The sequence below is a fragment of the Nitrospira sp. Nam74 genome (assembly GCF_965152615.1).
Genome location: NZ_OZ224220.1, coordinates 2,824,386 through 2,842,321, shown reverse-complemented (window position 1 = coordinate 2,842,321; position 17,936 = coordinate 2,824,386). Strand labels below are relative to the sequence as shown.

The 17,936-nt window shown below is 57.2% G+C and carries 8 protein-coding genes and 1 pseudogene; all 9 read left to right on the top strand.

Features of this window, described 5'->3' with window-relative positions; all coding sequences use genetic code 11:
• The first annotated feature begins 113 nt into the window (after positions 1 to 113).
• The 9 genes and pseudogenes from ACWHYZ_RS13240 to ACWHYZ_RS13200 all read left to right on the top strand — a co-directional run bounded on the left by ACWHYZ_RS13240 (position 114) and on the right by ACWHYZ_RS13200 (position 17,686).
• Positions 114 to 1,355: an acetate/propionate family kinase gene (locus ACWHYZ_RS13240; RefSeq protein WP_447987582.1), complete on the top strand. Its 1,242-nt coding sequence runs from the start codon at positions 114 to 116 to the stop codon at positions 1,353 to 1,355.
• A 58-nt stretch (positions 1,356 to 1,413) separates the two neighbouring features.
• Entirely contained in the window at positions 1,414 to 3,789 is a 2,376-nt protein-coding gene (locus tag ACWHYZ_RS13235; protein WP_447983162.1) for a phosphoketolase family protein, read from the top strand.
• A gap of 40 nt (positions 3,790 to 3,829) precedes the next feature.
• Entirely contained in the window at positions 3,830 to 5,932 is a 2,103-nt protein-coding gene (gene glgX / locus ACWHYZ_RS13230; RefSeq protein WP_447983161.1) for a glycogen debranching protein GlgX, read from the top strand.
• A 31-nt stretch (positions 5,933 to 5,963) separates the two neighbouring features.
• Positions 5,964 to 8,438 carry a glycogen/starch/alpha-glucan phosphorylase gene (locus tag ACWHYZ_RS13225; RefSeq protein WP_447983160.1) on the top strand — a complete coding sequence of 825 codons (2,475 nt, stop codon included), beginning with the start codon at positions 5,964 to 5,966 and terminating at the stop codon, positions 8,436 to 8,438.
• A 10-nt stretch (positions 8,439 to 8,448) separates the two neighbouring features.
• Positions 8,449 to 10,509 carry a transketolase gene (tkt, locus tag ACWHYZ_RS13220; protein ID WP_447983159.1) on the top strand — a complete coding sequence of 687 codons (2,061 nt, stop codon included), beginning with the start codon at positions 8,449 to 8,451 and terminating at the stop codon, positions 10,507 to 10,509.
• A gap of 2 nt (positions 10,510 to 10,511) precedes the next feature.
• A pseudogene (locus ACWHYZ_RS13215) lies at positions 10,512 to 13,794 on the top strand (bifunctional transaldolase/phosoglucose isomerase).
• Between the two features lie 399 nt (positions 13,795 to 14,193).
• The gene (locus ACWHYZ_RS13210; protein ID WP_447983158.1) at positions 14,194 to 14,892 is read left to right on the top strand and encodes an HAD family hydrolase; all 699 of its coding nucleotides are present in this window, start codon (positions 14,194 to 14,196) and stop codon (positions 14,890 to 14,892) included.
• Between the two features lie 34 nt (positions 14,893 to 14,926).
• Entirely contained in the window at positions 14,927 to 16,585 is a 1,659-nt protein-coding gene (gene pgm, locus ACWHYZ_RS13205; RefSeq protein ID WP_447983157.1) for a phosphoglucomutase (alpha-D-glucose-1,6-bisphosphate-dependent), read from the top strand.
• A gap of 189 nt (positions 16,586 to 16,774) precedes the next feature.
• A complete protein-coding gene (locus ACWHYZ_RS13200) occupies positions 16,775 to 17,686 on the top strand; it encodes a polyphosphate kinase 2 family protein (RefSeq protein ID WP_447983156.1) in 912 nt (303 codons plus the stop codon).
• Positions 17,687 to 17,936: the final 250 nt, after the last annotated feature.

Sequence of the window (17,936 nt, the reverse complement as noted above, 5' to 3'; positions counted from 1 at the left end):
TCCATACCCCTGTCATTTTTGACAGTTTTGATAGCTTCGTATCCCAACTATAAGAAACCATGTTTTTCGCTGTTTCGATGTCGACGTCACAGTCCACACAGTAAACATGACAACTGGACATAAAAACAGATAAAGGCTGCCTGCTGACCGTCAACGCCGGTTCGTCAAGTATCAAGTTTGCGCTATTCGACATGAACGCGTCTCTTTCTCGAACTATGTCGGGCAAGATCGACCGGATTGGCCTGCCGGGCGCCACGCTCAGCGTGACGGAACTGGCAAGCCGGGAGATGGAACAGTTCGATCTTGATGCGAGAGCGCATTCCGACTGTGTGGCGCCTCTCCTCAATGAGATCGAACGAAGAATCGGTGTGTCGGCCTTGAGCGCGGTCGGTCATCGTATCGTGCATGGCGGAAAGCGGTATCGGGAGCATCAGTTGATCACGACCGACATGCTGGCCGCGCTGCGAATGATCAGCCCATTTGATCCGGACCATTTGCCGTTGGAAATCGCTCTCATTGAGGCGTTTGCTCAACGGCGTCCCGACCTGCGACAGGTCGCCTGCTTCGATACCGCGTTTCACCGCGATATGCCTCGAGTGGCGACGTTGCTGCCACTCCCGCGCCGCTACGTTGAGTCCGGGATCCAGCGATATGGTTTCCACGGACTGTCCTATGCCTTCCTCATGGAAGAACTCGAGCGTCTCGCGGGACCAGACGAGGCACAGCGGCGTGTGATCCTGGCCCATCTGGGAAATGGCGCCAGTCTTGCGGCAGTTCACCATGGGAAGAGTCTTGACACCACCATGGGCTTTACACCTGCATCCGGGATCCCCATGAGCACGCGCTCTGGCGACTTGGACCCTGGCTGCATGACGTTTCTGCTCGGACAAGAAGGCCTGACGGCGAACCAATTTCACGCGATGGTCAATACTCAATCAGGACTACTCGGGATCTCCGAAACCAGCCCTGACTTACGGGATCTTCTCGAGCGAGAGGCAAGCGATCGGCGAGCGGCGGAGGCCATCGCGCTCTTCTGCTATCACGTCAAGAAGGCGATCGGTGCATTGGCCGCAGCGCTTGGTGGTCTGAATACGGTCGTGTTTGCCGGAGGGATTGGCAAAAATTCCTCAGTGCTCCGCGCACGGATCTGTGAGGGACTGGCATTTCTTGGCATTGAGATCGACGCGGAACGCAACAGTGCCCACGCTCCGATCATCACCAAAGAGCTCAGCACAGTGACGGTGCGGGTCATCCGCACCGATGAGGAATGGCAGATGGCGAGAGTGGTCGCAGAATTGATCTCGCAACAGACCGCTCAGAAAGAGGGAATGCAGACGGCGAGCACGATTACGTAATCGAAGGGTAATGGAATGTTCCGAGGCGATATTCACCCAAGGCGAAGGAGTGGCACTCATGAACAAGGTCTCACAGAAACCGCTCAGCACAGAATTGTTGAACCAGATGGACGCCTACTGGCGGGCCGCTAATTACTTATCTGTTGGACAAATTTACCTGCTCGACAATCCACTCCTCCGCAGTCCGCTGAAGCGTGAGCATATTAAGCCGCGTCTGCTGGGACATTGGGGCACGACCCCTGGTTTAAATCTCATCTATGTGCACCTCAACCGGCTGATCAAGGAACAGGACTTGAACATCATCTATATCGCCGGACCTGGGCATGGCGGACCAGGGTTGGTGGCCAACACCTACCTGGAAGGAACGTACAGCGAAGTGTATCCGAACATCTCGCAAGACGAAGAAGGCATGAAGCGGTTGTTCAAACAGTTCTCGTTTCCCGGGGGCATTCCCAGCCATGTCGCGCCGGAGACGCCGGGTTCTATTCATGAGGGCGGCGAACTCGGCTACGCCTTGTCCCATGCGTACGGCGCCGCGTTCGACAATCCGGACTTGATTGTCGCTTGTGTCGTTGGCGATGGCGAGGCGGAAACCGGCCCCTTGGCCACGAGCTGGCATTCCAATAAGTTCCTCAATCCAGCTCACGATGGCGCCGTACTGCCTATCTTGCATTTGAATGGATACAAAATCGCCAATCCCACGGTGCTCGCCCGTATCCCAAAGGACGAGTTGGATGCCTTGTTCCGCGGCTACGGATATACCCCATACATCGTTGAAGGCGACGACCCCAAGGATGTGCATCAACAGATGGCCGGGACGCTGGAGACGGCGATCGCTGAGATCAAACGGATTCAAACGGACGCCAGGTCACGGGGGTTCAACAAGCGGCCGAGCTGGCCCATGATCATCCTTCGCACGCCAAAGGGGTGGACGGGTCCAAAAGTGATCGATAACAAACCTGTGGAAGCGACGTGGCGTTCGCATCAGGTCCCGATGGCCGACATGGACAAGCCCGAACACATTAAAATCCTCGAGTCATGGATGAAGGGCTACAAGCCCGAGGAACTCTTCGACAAGACAGGCCGTCTCATGCCCGAGCTCGCGGCCCTCGCCCCGACAGGGACGCGCCGGATGGGGGCCAATCCGCATGCCAACGGCGGCTATCTGCTTCGCGATCTGCGCATGCCGGATTTCCGGAAGTATGCGGTCGAGGTTCCGCAACCCGGCGCCGTGACTTCAGAGGCGACGCGGGTCATGGGGAATTTTCTGCGCGACGTGATGAAGTCGAACATGGCTACCGCCAACTTCCGCCTCTTTTCCCCCGACGAAGCGGCCTCGAACCGCTGGGGTGGCGTGTTTGAGGTGACCGACCGCTGTTGGACTGGAGAAATCCTCAAGACCGATGAGCACCTCTCGCCGAATGGTCGCGTCATGGAGATCTTGAGCGAACATCAGTGCCAAGGATGGTATGAAGGCTATCTCCTTACGGGGCGACATGGTTTCTTTTCCACTTATGAAGCGTTTGTTCACGTAGTCGACTCGATGTTCAATCAGCATGCGAAGTGGCTTAAGGTGACGCGCCACATTCCATGGCGTCGTCCGATTGCATCGCTGAACTATCTGCTCAGTTCGCACGTGTGGAGGCAGGACCACAACGGGTTCAGCCACCAGGACCCTGGTTTCATCGACCACGTGGTGAATAAAAAAGCAGATGTCGTGCGCGTCTATCTGCCGCCTGATACCAACACCCTGTTGTCGGTGACCGACCATTGTCTGCGTAGCCGCAACTACGTGAATGTCGTGGTCGCTGGCAAACAACCAGCGCCGCAGTGGCTCGACATGGATGCGGCAATTAAACATTGCACGGCGGGCATCGGCATCTGGGAATGGGCCAGTAACGACAAGGGCGGCGATCCGGATGTCGTCATGGCCTGCGCCGGCGACGTCCCCACATTGGAGACCTTGGCCGCAGTGAGTATCCTGCACCAGCATGCGCCTCAACTAAAGATCCGAGTGATTAATGTCGTCGATTTGATGAAGCTCCAGCCACAAAGCGAGCATCCGCATGGCATTAGCGACAAGGAATTCGAACTCCTTTTCACGGCGGACAAACCGATCGTCTTCGCCTTTCACGGGTACCCATGGTTGATTCACCGACTGACCTATAGGCGGCCGAATCATAAAAACTTACACGTCCGCGGTTACAAAGAAGAAGGCACGACCAGTACACCGTTCGACATGGCAGTCATGAATGAGATCGACCGGTTCCATTTGGTGGGCGACGTGGTGGACCGTCTCCCGCAGCTTGGTTCGCTGGCCGCCTACGCGAAACAGGCCATTCGAGAGAAGCTGCTGGACCACAAGCAGTACGTCCACGAGCATGGCGACGATCTGCCGGAAGTCCGCGATTGGAAATGGGTACCGAAGGGATGAAACCCCTCTTTCCAGGGGCCTTAGATATGACAAGCATGCCATGAGTACACAGGCACGAGTAAAACCGGGAACGAGCTACCCGCTGGGTTCAACGGTCTATCCGGACGGCGTGAATTTCAGCGTGTTTTCGAAGAACTGCACAGCGCTCGAGCTGGTGTTCTTTGACCGTGTGAACGACGCCAAACCGACAACCGTGATTTCGCTCGAACCGTCGAGGAACCGGACATACCATTACTGGCACGTCTTTGTTCCCGGGATTCGGGTGGGACAGATTTACGGCTACCGGGCCTTAGGACCATTCGAGCCACAACGAGGGCTTCGGTTTGATGCGGAGAAGATACTGTGTGATCCCTATGGGAAGACGGTGGCCGTACCGGAGGGCTATAGCCGCGTCGATGCATCCATACCAGGGGACAATTGTGCGACTGCAATGAAGAGTGTGGTGGTCGACCCGCGCAGCTATGATTGGGAAGGCGACGTTCCACTCAAGCGGCCGTTTTCTCAAACCGTGATCTACGAAATGCACGTGGCGGGGTTTACGCGCCATCCGAATTCCGGTCTGTCTCCGGAGATTCGAGGCACCTATCGCGGGTTGATGGAGAAGATTCCGTACCTGCAACATCTGGGCATCACCGCAGTGGAACTGTTGCCGATCTTCCATTTCGATGAGCAAGACTCCTCCCCGGGGTATCTCAACTACTGGGGGTACTCTCCTGTCTCCTTCTTCGCCCCGCATGCCGCGTATAGCGCGCGCAAGGACATTCTCGGCCCGATGGACGAGTTTCGCGATATGGTCAAAGCGCTCCATCGAGCCGGCATCGAGGTGATCCTGGACGTTGTCTTTAACCATACGGCAGAGGGGAACCAAGAGGGTCCTATGCTCTGCTATCGAGGTTTGGAGAACGGCGCCTACTACATCTTGGAGCCTAACGCCGAGTACTATTCCAACTACACCGGCACGGGGAATACCTTGAACGGCAACCATCCAATCGTCCGCCGTTTGATCGTGGACAGTCTGCGCCATTGGGTGGCGGAGATGCATGTGGATGGATTTCGCTTTGATCTCGCCTCAATCCTCTCTCGTGACGAGACGGGGCGACCCCTGGCCAATCCACCCGTCCTGTGGGACATCGAATCCGATCCTGTCCTGGCGGGCACCAAACTCATCGCGGAGGCCTGGGATGCGGCGGGCCTGTACCAGGTGGGAAGCTTTGTCGGCGACAGCTGGAAAGAGTGGAACGGAAAATTTCGAGACGATGTCCGCAGCCTTATGAAAGGGGACACGGGAACGGTGAGACGGCTCACCGACCGGTTGCTGGGGAGCCCGGATCTGTATGGTTACAAGGCTAGGGAACCGGAAAACAGCATCAACTTCATTACATGCCATGACGGGATTACCCTCAACGATCTCGTCTCCTACAACGGGAAGCACAACGACGCAAACGGGGAAGAGAACCGGGACGGGACCGATAACAATTCCAGCTGGAATTGTGGCGTTGAGGGACCAACCGACGACGTTCCGATCGAGCGTCTACGCAACCGACAAACAAAGAATTTCCTCGCACTTCTCTTCACCGCCGTTGGGGCACCCATGATCCTCATGGGCGATGAGGTCCGCCACAGTCAGCGCGGCAACAACAACGCCTATTGCCAGAACAATGAAATCAGTTGGTTCGACTGGTCGGACCTGGACAAGCACGCGGATATCTTCCGCTTCGTCAAAACGCTCATCTCGCTCCGTGCCTGCCGGGATCTGGCACGCGAGGAGGCCAGTCCGACGTTGATGGATGTCCTCCATCAGGTCAGGTTTGAATGGCATGGCATCAAGCTGCACGAACCCGATTGGAGTGATCACTCACATAGCTTGTCCGTGACGATCATAAGCTTTCGAGGGCGGTTTGGAATGCATCTTCTGGTGAATGCCTATTGGGAACCATTGACGTTTGAACTGCCGCCGGCCGGGCCGGGCCTCGTCTGGCGGCGAGTCATCGATACCTCTCTCCAATCGCCGAGCGATATTTGCGATGTGCGGCAGGCCCCGCCGATCCACGGAGGGACGTACCTGCTCCAACCCCGATCAGTGGTGCTGTTGTTCGATCGCATCCCAAAAGCATCGGAGTCAGCGCCACAACCGGCTGAATAATTCGAACACTGCGTGTCTGAGTGGAGGTGCTATGCGAGAGCTAATGAGCGAACTTCGGCAGCAATACGGATGTGGGCCTATACAATTCACCGGCACGGATGACGCCCTCTACGAACGGCACCTGATCTTCGACGACGTCATTGACCCGAAGCAGGCGAGCCCACGCGAGCAATTCGAGGCCGCAGCACGGTCTGTCCGCGACATCATTTCACAACGCTGGCTTCAAACCGAAAAAACATACACGCAGAAGCAGCCGAAGCGTGTCTACTATCTTTCGATGGAGTTCCTCCTCGGGCGGTCGCTGATCAATAACCTCACAAATGCGCTCCTGGGGCCGATCGCGCTGGAGGCGATGAAGATGAAGGGCATCGACTTAGCCACGCTCGTCGAGGCGGAGCCCGATGCCGGCTTGGGGAATGGCGGGCTTGGTCGGCTGGCCGCCTGCTTCATCGATTCAATGGCGACCTTAGAGATTCCCGGCATGGGCTATGGCCTGCGATACGAATACGGCATCTTCAAGCAAACGATCAAGGACGGCTGGCAATGCGAAGGGCCCGACAATTGGTTGCGGCGTCCTGATCCCTGGGAAGTGGTCCGGCTGGAGAAAGCCGTGGAAGTAAAATTGAATTGTTCGTTCGAGCTGCGCGAGGGGGATGTCCGTCTGCTTCCCGGCCGGCCGTCCAGCATCATCGGCATTCCCTTCGATCGTCCAGTCATCGGGTATGGCGGCAAGACTATTAATACTCTCCGGCTCTGGGCTGCGGCCGTCCCGAATTACTTCGATTATCAGCGGTTCAGCAGGGGTGACTTCACAGCCGCCTTGGCCGGCACGCTCGCCGCCGAATCATTCACCCGCGTGCTGTATCCGGACGATTCCACGTTTCGCGGTCAGGGCTTGCGGTTCCTGCAGGAATATTTCCTTGTTGCCTGCTCGCTTGCTGATCTCATTCGTCGCTTCCGCGACTTGAACAGCGATTGGAGCACCTTGCCGGAGAAAGTGGCGATTCAACTCAACGATACCCATCCGGCCATGGCCGTTCCCGAACTCATGCGAATCCTGCTCGATGATGCTCACCTCGGCTGGGATCAAGCTTGGGATCTGACACAACGCTCACTGGCGTATACGAACCATACGTTGTTGCCTGAGGCGTTGGAGAAATGGCCGCTGAGATGGTTCGACGATACGGTACCGCGGCTGGCGGACATCATCCGCGAGATCAACCGGCGCTTTGTCGACTCGGTTCGGACGCAGTTTCAGGGAGACGAGTCACGTGTAGAGCGTGTCGCGCTCATCGAGGAAGGTGCACCGCAAAAGGTTCGCATGGCCAATCTTGCCATTGTCGGCTCTCACAGCACAAACGGCGTCGCCGCACTTCATTCCGAGTTGCTGAGGACGATGACGGTGAAGGATCTGGCCGAGATGTTTCCGAAACGCTTCAACAACAAGACCAACGGCGTCACGCCGCGGCGATGGCTGCTGACCTGTAATCCTGCATTGGCCCGTGTGATTACTGATGCCATCGGAGATCGCTGGATCACCGACTTGAGCCAGTTGGCGGCGCTCAAGCCACTGGCCCAAGACAAGAGCTTTCAAGAAGCATTCTATATAGCCAAGCGCGAAGCCAAAACTCGGTTCGCCGACTGGCTCCATAGAACGACGGGCCAAGTGGTGGATCCGGACACCATCTTCGACAGTCACATCAAGCGCATCCACGAGTATAAGCGGCAACTGCTCAATGCATTGCATATTGTGGTCCTGTACAATCGCCTGCGCGAGAATCGCAATCTCGATTTTATTCCACGGACCTTTTTCTTCGGCGGCAAAGCCGCCCCTGCCTATACGCTTGCGAAGCTCATCATTAAGTTCATCAACAATCTGGCCGGCACCGTCAATGGGGATCCTGCCATGCGCGGACGCCTCAAGGTCTTGTTTCTCCCTGATTACCGTGTGTCGCAGGCCGAACAACTCATTCCGGCCAGTGACGTCTCTGAACAGATTTCGACGGCGGGGTATGAGGCGAGCGGGACGAGCAACATGAAATTTATGATGAACGGCGCGCTTACCATCGGCACGCGAGACGGTGCGACGATCGAAATGGCGCAGGAGGCGGGCGAGGAGAATTTCTTCCTCTTCGGCTTAACCGCCGAACAGGTCGCATCGAGCCGCGGCTGGTACAACCCGCACTGGCATTACGAGAACGAACCGGAAACGCGACAAGCATTGGACCTGATTTTCTACTCCAATCACTTCAGTCGAAACGAGCCGGGCGTGTTCGATCCCTTGCGAGATGTTCTCCTGACTAAGGGAGACTTCTACATGCACCTGGCCGATCTTGGATCGTACCGCGATACCCATGAACGGCTGGGGCAAATGTACGCCGACAGAGGAGCATGGGCGACTAAAGCCATCCTGAATGTGGCGAGCTCCGGCAAATTTTCCAGCGATCGGACGATCCTCGAATATGCCCGAGAAATTTGGGGAGCCACGCCATGCCCGGTGTCGTAATGAGGCCGATATGACCGTCGCACAACGCGATCAACTCTGCATTAATACCATCCGAACACTATCCATGGATGCCATCCAACAGGCCAACTCCGGCCATCCCGGGACACCGATGGCCTTGGCGCCCGTGGCCTACTGCCTCTGGCAACGATTTCTCCGCTTCGATCCCCAAGACCCAATCTGGCCCAACCGCGACCGTTTTGTCCTGTCGATCGGTCACGCTTCGATGCTGCTCTATTCGCTTCTTCACCTTACCGGCGTGAAGGCCGTCAGCAAGGATTATGAGACGCTCGGCGATCTCTCGGTCCCCCTGGATGCCATCAAGCAATTCCGCCAATTGGGCAGCCGCTGTCCAGGGCATCCCGAATATCGATGGATCTCCGGAGTGGAGACAACGACTGGACCGCTGGGGCAGGGTCTCGCGAACAGCGTCGGCATGGCCATGGCCGGCCGATGGATGGGGACGCATTTCAATCGGCCGGGCTTCGAAGATGTGATCGATTTCAATGTCTATGCTCTATGCGGTGATGGATGCATGATGGAGGGTATCTCGCACGAGGCGGCATCGCTGGGGGGACACCTGGGCCTCTCCAACCTATGCTGGATCTACGACAACAATCACATCACCATCGAGGGCAATACCGCCTTGGCCTTTTCCGAGGACGTCGCTACACGGTTTATCGCGTACGGTTGGAATGTCACGCGAGTCGGCGATGCGAATGATCTGGAGATGCTCGAGCGAGCGTTCCGCACCTTTCACAAAACGATGGATCGTCCGACCCTCATTATTGTGGATAGCCATATTGCCTATGGAGCACCCCACAAACAGGACACCTCGGCCGCTCATGGCGAACCCCTCGGCGAGGGGGAAGTCCGGCTGACCAAGAAAAACTACGGCTGGCCGGAAGATGCCATATTCCATATTCCCGACGGTGTGTATGAGCATTTTCGGAAAGGAATTGGAACTCGCGGACAGACACTGCGTGATGCGTGGTTCGCCAGGATCAAAGAGTACCGGGTCAAATATCCAGAGCTGGCCGATCAATTGTATCGAATGCAGCATCGGCAATTACCGGAGGGCTGGGACAAAGATCTGCCCGTCTTTCCGACCGATACCAAAGGTCTGGCGACGCGCGTGTCCTCAGGTCAGGTGCTGAATGCCGTGGCGAACAAGGTGCCATGGTTGATGGGTGGTTCGGCGGACCTTGGGCCGTCTGCCAAGACGCGCCTGACGTTTGAGGGCGCGGGTGACTATACGGCCGATCACCCCGGTCGCAATCTGCATTTCGGAATTCGCGAACATGCCATGGCAGCCATCCTGAACGGCATGGCACTGGTGAAGGTGCGGGTCTATGGTTCGGGATTTCTTATTTTCAGCGATTATGCCAGAGGCGCCATTCGGCTCAGTGCTTTGATGGAATTGCCCGTCATCCATATCTTCACGCACGATTCGATTGCGGTGGGCGAAGACGGGCCGACGCATCAGCCCATCGAACATCTGCCTTCGCTTCGAGCGATTCCAGGGTTAATCGTACTTCGACCTGCCGATGCCAACGAGGTCGTGGAGGCTTGGCGGGTAATCATGGCACTCCACCACGAGCCGGTCGCCCTCATTCTCACGCGGCAAGACGTGCCAACCCTGGACCGCCGTCGGTATGCCCCGGCATCGGGATTGGCCCGAGGCGCCTACATTCTGGCTGATAGTCCTGATCGACAACCAGAAGTCCTTCTGCTCTCAAGCGGCAGCGAGGTGGCCCTCTGCGTCGCGGCGTACGAACGCCTGGCGTTCGAGGGTGTCAAGGTCCGAGTCGTCAGTATGCCGTCGTGGGAATTGTTTGAAGAACAGAGCCAGGAGTATCGTGACCAGGTCCTGCCGCCATCTGTGACGGCCCGCGTGGCGGTTGAACAAGCCTCGACTTTTGGGTGGGCACACTATGTAGGCCACGCAGGCACGGTGATCGGTATGACAAGCTTTGGCGCCTCGGCTCCCTTGAAGGTGTTGCAAAAGGAATTTGGCTTCACCACGGACCACGTCCTGGCCATGGCGAAAGAGCAGTTGAAGAAAGCGAGGTAGGTATGCGGATCGCCATCGGTTCCGACCATGCGGGATATGAACTCAAAGAAACAGTCAGAGTGTTCTTGCACGACTTAAAGCATGACGCGATGGACCTAGGGACGCACAGCGCCGACCCGGTCGACTATCCCGATTATGCACAAGCGGTCGGCCGTGCGGTCCAAGGTGGGGTAGCCGAGCGCGGCATCATGATTTGCGGCAGCGGTGTAGGAGCCGCAGTGGCCGCGAACAAAGTTCAGGGCATTCGTGCAGGCGTCTGCCACGACACCTATTCGGCCCACCAGGGGGTGGAGCATGATGATATGAATGTGCTTGTCTTGGGTGGACGCGTGATCGGAGTCGAGATGGCTCGCGACATCGTGACGACTTTTTTGGCCGCACACTTCACCGGCGACGACCGGCATCGACGCCGACTCGCCAAGGTCATGGCGCTGGAGAACCCCTTGAGAGCCCTCGAAACGTATGGGCAGTCGGTGTGGTTGGATTACATCCGGCGCAACCTGATGACGAGCGGCGAGTTACAACGATTCATTACGGAAGACGGATTGCGCGGGGTGACATCCAACCCATCGATTTTCGAAAAGGCGATCACGGGCAGCACCGATTACAAGACGGTGCTGGAGGCACCGGACGCAAAGACCACAGATGCCAAGTCGCTCTATGAACGGCTGGCGGTGCGGGACATTCAAGACGCGGCGGATCTATTACGTCCCACGTATGACCGGACACAGAAGCGCGATGGATACGTCAGCTTGGAAGTGTCACCATTGCTTGCGCACGATACGAAGGGGACCGTCGAGGAGGGACGACGCCTTTGGAAGACGGTGGCACGCGACAACGCGATGATCAAGGTCCCTGCCACGGCGGAAGGGATCCCCGCGATCGAGCATCTCATCGGAGAAGGGATCAACGTGAACGTTACGCTGCTCTTCTCTCAAGACGCCTATGAGCGCGTCGTGGAGGCCTACCAGCGCGGCCTTGAACAGTTGGCAACTCGGGGAAGCGTGCCGTTGGGTCAGGTGGCCAGCGTCGCCAGTTTCTTCATCAGCCGCATCGATACCATGGTCGATGGCCAGATCACCGCTCGGCTGGAAACTCGCCCAGGTGAGCATGAACAAGCCCTGCTTCGCAGCCTCTACGGAAAAGTCGCCATCGCCAATGCCAAGCTTACCTACCGGCGGTATCAAGAACTCTTCAGCGGCCCTCGATGGCAGCGACTTGCGGATCGGGGAGCTCAGACGCAACGACTTCTCTGGGCCAGTACGAGCACCAAGAACCCTCAATATCGCGATGTGGTCTATGTCGAAGAGTTGATCGGCGCCGATACGGTCAATACGATGCCCCCCGCGACGTTCGACGCCTTTCGCGATCATGGCCGGCCGCGTGCCAGCCTAACCGAGGACGTCGAAAGTGCCGTCGATACGATGGCCACGCTCGAGAAAGTCGGTGTCTCGATGAAAGAGGTGACCGACACGCTTCTTGTAGAGGGCGTCCAACTCTTCTCTGAATCCTTCGACAAGCTGCTTCAGGCGATCAAGCAGGGGGACAGGCCGGTCGGAGCCGGCAAAATCCGTCACCAAACACACCGGTTGCCAGACCGGCTCACCAAGGCCCTTAATATGGCGATCGAGGACTGGCGCGTCAACAACAAGGTGCGTAGGCTTTGGGCGCGTGACGCTTCCTTGTGGACGGGGGCGGATGAGGCGAACTGGTTGGGGTGGCTGGGTATTACGAACGGGCAGTTGGCACACATGGAACGGTTTAACCGCGTGGCGGAGGTGGTGAAGCGTGAGGGATTGTCCCACGCGCTGCTGCTCGGCATGGGAGGGTCGAGTCTGGGTCCGGAAGTCCTGAAGATGACGTTCGGGAACATTGCCGGGTTCCCTTCATGTGCTCGATTCCACGGATCCCGCCCACGTCCACGCGTGCGAGCAGAAGGTCGACCTCCGCAACGCCGTGGTAATTGTCTCCAGCAAGTCCGGCGGGACGTTGGAGCCGAACATCTTCAAGCAATATTTCTTCGAGCGGATGACGCAGCTCACCGGGGAGAAAGCGGCCGGGAGCCGGTTTGTTGCCATTACGGATCCGGGCTCGAAGATGCAGCTCGTTGCGGAGAGCGATGGGTTCCGTCACATTTTCCATGGCGTGCCGAGTATCGGCGGACGGTACTCGGTCCTCTCTGATTTTGGCCTCATTCCTGCGGCCATTATAGGGGTGGACGTGGCCACGTTGTTGGATCGCACGGAACAGATGGTCCATGCCTGCATGCCGTCCGTCCCGATCGACGAAAATCCCGGTGCTGTATTAGGTCTCATCCTCGGCACCGCCCATAATGAGGGACGGAACAAACTGACGATTGTCACATCGCCAGGACTCACCGCTTTTGGCGCCTGGTTGGAACAACTCGTGGCCGAATCGACCGGCAAAAATGGGAAAGGGATCATTCCCGTGGACCGGGAATCGCTCTCGGGTCCGGAGACCTATAGAGAGGATCGCCTGTTCGTCTATGTGCGGCATACCGGAGCGCCAGACCCTCGACAAGATCAGGCTGTCGACGCGCTGAAGCGGGCCGGACATCCAGTCGTCCGCATCGAAGTCGGCGACCTCTATGATATTGGGAAAGAGTTTTACCGGTGGGAGTTTGCGACCGCCGTGGCGGGAGCGGTCATCGGGATCCATCCGTTCGACCAGCCTGACGTGGAGGCGAGCAAAGTGGCGACCCGGAAGCTGACCACCGAGTACGAGCACGTCGGCAAGCTACCGGAGGAGGTCCCGATGTTCGAAGAGCACAATATCAAGCTCTTCACCGACGACCATAACGCATCCGTTTTGAGCGAGCAGGCCGGCGACAAACCGACGCTGACAGCCTACCTCAAGAGCCATCTCAACCGCATACAGGCCGGCGACTACTTTGCCCTCCTTGCCTATGTCGAGATGAACAAAGCGCACGAGCGGACGCTTCAGGCCATCCGGCACGCCGTACGGGATGCCAAGCGGGTCGCGACCTGTCTCGGCTTCGGCCCTCGCTTTCTCCACTCAACCGGCCAAGCTTACAAGGGCGGGCCGAATACCGGCGTCTTCCTCCAGATAACGTGCGACGACGTGGTGGACATCCCGGTGCCAGAACAGCAATATACGTTCGGGGTCGTGAAAGCGGCACAGGCGCGTGGCGACTTTCAGGTACTGGCCGAACGTAACCGCCGGGCGTTGCGCATCCATTTAGGCCACGACATTGCAGGCGGCCTGACCAGGCTCGAAGAAGTGGTGAAACAGGTATTGGCATAGGATGAACGCGGGCTGGTGTCTTCCTGACAAAAACACATCGCCCGAGTTCTGCCCCGCTTTTACGGACACCTTGTTAAGGCTCATAATGGGGCAGGACGGGGTGATTGGGAGCATGAGCGCGGGGCAGCTGGCCGGACAACGCGGCGGTTGAGCGCTTTTTCGGCATGCCAAAAACACGAACGCGTAACCCGCCCGCAGTACCGGACACGAGCTCAGCCTCGGGCCGATATCTTTGACTACCTCGAGCGGTGTTACAATCTGCGTCAGCGGCGGAGACTTGTTAAGCAGCCACAGGGTGAACGACTCTTAACTCGACCGTCTGTGGAAACGGGGTAGAACGCCCCAGGTTGCGTGCGTCCCTGGGAGCACGTCACAGTTTTGACAAAGTGAGGAATGCGCATGGGAGATGTTGAGGTGGTGTTTCTGTTCGATGTAGATAATACGCTGCTCGATAACGATCGGGTGACGGCGGATCTGAAGCGTTATCTGGAACGGGAGGTCGGCCACAAGCGGCAGGAACACTATTGGGCCATCCTCGAGGAGTTGCGCCGGGAACTTGGCTATGTCGATTACCTGGGAGCGCTCCAACGCTATCGCCAGGAGCATCCGAGGGATCCGCACCTGCTGACCGTTTCACATTTTCTTGTGAACTATCCCTTCGCCAACCGCTTGTTTCCCAACTCGCTTGATGTCATTGAATACTGCAAGCAATGGGGACGCGTGGTCGTCCTCTCAGACGGCGACGTGGTGTTTCAGCCTCTGAAGATAGAACGTTCGGGATTGTTTGATGCCGTCGATGGTAATGTGTTGATTTATGTGCACAAGGAACAGGAACTCGAGGATGTCGAACGACGGTATCCGGCCCGGCATTACGTTTTGGTCGATGACAAGCTGCGTATCCTCGCTGCGATCAAGAAGGTATGGGGTACGCGAGTGACGACGGTCTTTCCACGCCAAGGACATTATGCTTGCGACCCACAAACGCTTGCCATGTATCCTCCGGCGGATATCAGTCTTGGACGAATCGGTGAGCTCATCAATATCGAGATGCCGGCCTTGCTTACCGCGGCAGGCACACCATCACGCGACCGTGAGTGAACTTGAACGGTCGCTGTTGTAAGGAGAGATGCCTATGAGGACCCATCCGCTCGCGGGACAACCGGCGCCAGCCGCTCTATTGATCGACGTCGACAAACTCAAAGCGGCGTATACGGAGCGTCATCCCGACGTCAGCGATTCCAACCAATTGGTTAGCTTTGGAACGAGCGGCCACCGTGGCTCTCCTATCGATGGAACGTTCACTGAGGCCCACATCCTGGCGATGACGCAAGCCATCTGTGACTACCGGCGTGCCAACGGGATTCGTGGCCCGCTCTTCATGGGCAAGGACACCCATGCTCTTTCGAGTCCGGCGGAGCGTACCGCGCTCGAGGTTCTGTCTGCGAATGCGGTTGAAACGTTCATCCAGCGTGATGATGGGATCACGCCCACTCCGGTGATCTCGCGCACCATCCTCGTTCACAATCGCGGGCGCAGCACCGACCATGCAGATGGCATTGTGGTCACGCCTTCGCACAATCCACCCTCCGATGGAGGGTTCAAATATAACCCGCCCAATGGTGGGCCGGCCGATACGGACGTGACGGGATGGATTCAAGACCGGGCGAACGCCCTCCTCCGCAACTCCAATAAGGAGGTGAAGCGCCTGCCGTTCTCATCGGCTAGTAAAGCCACGACCACACATCATACTGATTTTGTCGCTCCTTACGTCAAGGATTTAGCAACGGTCATCGATTTCGACGTCATTCGCACCGCCGGCTTCCGGATCGGGATCGATCCGCTTGGCGGCGCGGCCGCTCGGTATTGGGAACCCATCAAGGAGCACTATGGAATCAACATCACGGTGGTCAACGCCACGGTCGATCCCACCTTTCGATTCATGACGGTCGATCACGACGGCAAGATTCGGATGGATTGTTCAAGCCCCTACGCCATGGCCGGACTAGTGAAGCTCAAAGATCAGTTCGACATCGCGTTCGGGAATGATGCCGACTCGGACCGTCATGGCATTGTCACCCGTTCCATGGGATTGATGAACCCAAACCATTACCTTGCCGTCGCCATTCGTTACCTTCTCACGCATCGGTCCCAATGGCCACGATCAGCACGGGTGGGCAAGACTGTTGTAAGCAGCAGCTTGATCGATCGAGTCGTGGGAGCGCTGGATCGCCAGCTCAGAGAAGTCCCGGTCGGGTTTAAGTGGTTTGCTCCGGGGTTGTTGGACGGCTCGTGTTGCTTTGGAGGCGAGGAGAGCGCCGGTGCCAGTTTTCTACGGAAAGATGGAACGGTATGGACGACGGACAAGGATGGTCTGCTGCTCGGCCTCCTCGCGGCCGAGATCACCGCTCGGAGCGGAAAAGATCCGGGGGAACACTATCGTGAACTCGCGGCACAATTCGGGACCCCGTACTATGTCCGGATCGACGCCCCAGCAACAGCGGACCAGAAGACACGATTGGCGCAGTTATCGCCGGAACAGGTCACGGCCGACACGCTGGCCGGAGATCCGATTGTGGCTCGGCTGACCCGGGCGGGTGATGCGCCCATCGGCGGACTGAAGATCGTGACGGCGAAGGGATGGTTTGCTGCGCGACCCTCCGGAACCGAGAATATCTACAAACTCTATGCAGAAAGTTTCGAAAGCCGATCCCACCTGGATGCGATTGTTGAAGAGGCTCAACAGATCCTCGGTCGAGCGTTCACGGAAGGCGAGGGACTTATTCGTCGATAACGAACGACGCGATCGGGGAAGAACTCATGATTGCAACGATAGAGAAGCATCTTGGCGACAAGGCCGAGTGTCTTTTAAATTTCAACTCACCGAAGATTTGCAGACCGATCGTGACTGACTAATTCGAATTGGCAGACACGTCATACGGCCTACAAATGAAGGTGGGTGGGAGAAAGGAGTGCCTTCAGCATGGGAGAACCGGTAAAGAAGGACATGCGGCAGAGGATCGCGAAATTTATCGAACCTTACGCCGTCACGAAGGGAAGGAAGTTCGGGCTGAAAGACATTGATCCGGGTGACACGGCGGGATATACCTCGGAGGAGAAGCCTAGAGCAAAACACCTGTTGGAACAAGGGATTGTCATGCTGAGCGATCTGCAGGAACGGCTTTATGCCCAAGACCAATGGGGGGTGCTGCTGATTTTCCAGGCGATGGATGCAGCAGGCAAGGATGGAGCCATCAGGCATGTGATGTCGGGTGTGAACCCTCAAGGGTGTCAGGTGTATTCCTTTAAGGGGCCTTCTGCAGAGGACCTCGACCACGATTTTCTATGGCGGACTTCGCGATGTCTTCCGGAACGGGGTCGGATCGGTATCTTTAACCGCTCGTACTATGAGGAAGTACTGGTGGTCCGTGTCCACCCGGAACTGTTGGAGAAGCAAAAGATTCCCCGCGAACTCGTGACCAAGGATATCTGGGAGGAGCGATACGAAGACATCAATGCCTTAGAGCGGTATCTGTCGCGAAATGGGTTCATTATTCGTAAATTTTTCTTGCATGTGTCGAAGAAGGAACAGAAAAAACGTTTTTTGAGCCGCCTCGATGAGCCCGAGAAGAACTGGAAGGTTTCCTCGGCCGATGCCCATGAGCGGCAATTCTGGGATGATTATATGGAAGCTTACGAGGATATGATCCGGCACACGGCCACGCCGCATGCACCCTGGTATGTTATCCCGGCCGACAATAAGTGGTTCACACGGCTGGTAGTGGCCGCGGTTATCGTCAATGCCCTCGATGAGCTGAACCTTGAATTCCCAAAGGTCGACGCAAAGCGGCGCGCCGACCTTGAAACGACACGCAAGGCACTTGAAGGGAATTAATCAACCGGGTGCAAGTGACGCTCCCCTTTAAGATCGTCCTCGTATAAACGGCGCGGCTCTGGGCAATCGGTCTAACCAAGGTCTTCATCTAATTGTGTTTGGTAGAGTCATTTCTGTCTCCGCTACACTAACCTGCCTGACCAATATAGCACCGCACATCTGTTGAGGAGGCTTTCGAGAACGTGAAGCGCCGATCGCCGTGCACTGTCACTTTTGACAGTGTTTGGGGGAGCGGTGGGTCAAGTATAAG

What these genes read in the sequence shown, in the direction of transcription:
- ACWHYZ_RS13210 (WP_447983158.1), top strand. Translation starts at nt 14,194, where the DNA reads ATGGGAGATGTTGAGGTGGTGTTTCTGTTCGATGTAGATAATACGCTG.
- ACWHYZ_RS13200 (WP_447983156.1), top strand. Translation starts at nt 16,775, where the DNA reads ATGGGAGAACCGGTAAAGAAGGACATGCGGCAGAGGATCGCGAAATTT.
- glgX (WP_447983161.1), top strand. Translation starts at nt 3,830, where the DNA reads ATGAGTACACAGGCACGAGTAAAACCGGGAACGAGCTACCCGCTGGGT.
- ACWHYZ_RS13235 (WP_447983162.1), top strand. Translation starts at nt 1,414, where the DNA reads ATGAACAAGGTCTCACAGAAACCGCTCAGCACAGAATTGTTGAACCAG.
- ACWHYZ_RS13225 (WP_447983160.1), top strand. Translation starts at nt 5,964, where the DNA reads ATGCGAGAGCTAATGAGCGAACTTCGGCAGCAATACGGATGTGGGCCT.
- pgm (WP_447983157.1), top strand. Translation starts at nt 14,927, where the DNA reads ATGAGGACCCATCCGCTCGCGGGACAACCGGCGCCAGCCGCTCTATTG.
- tkt (WP_447983159.1), top strand. Translation starts at nt 8,449, where the DNA reads ATGACCGTCGCACAACGCGATCAACTCTGCATTAATACCATCCGAACA.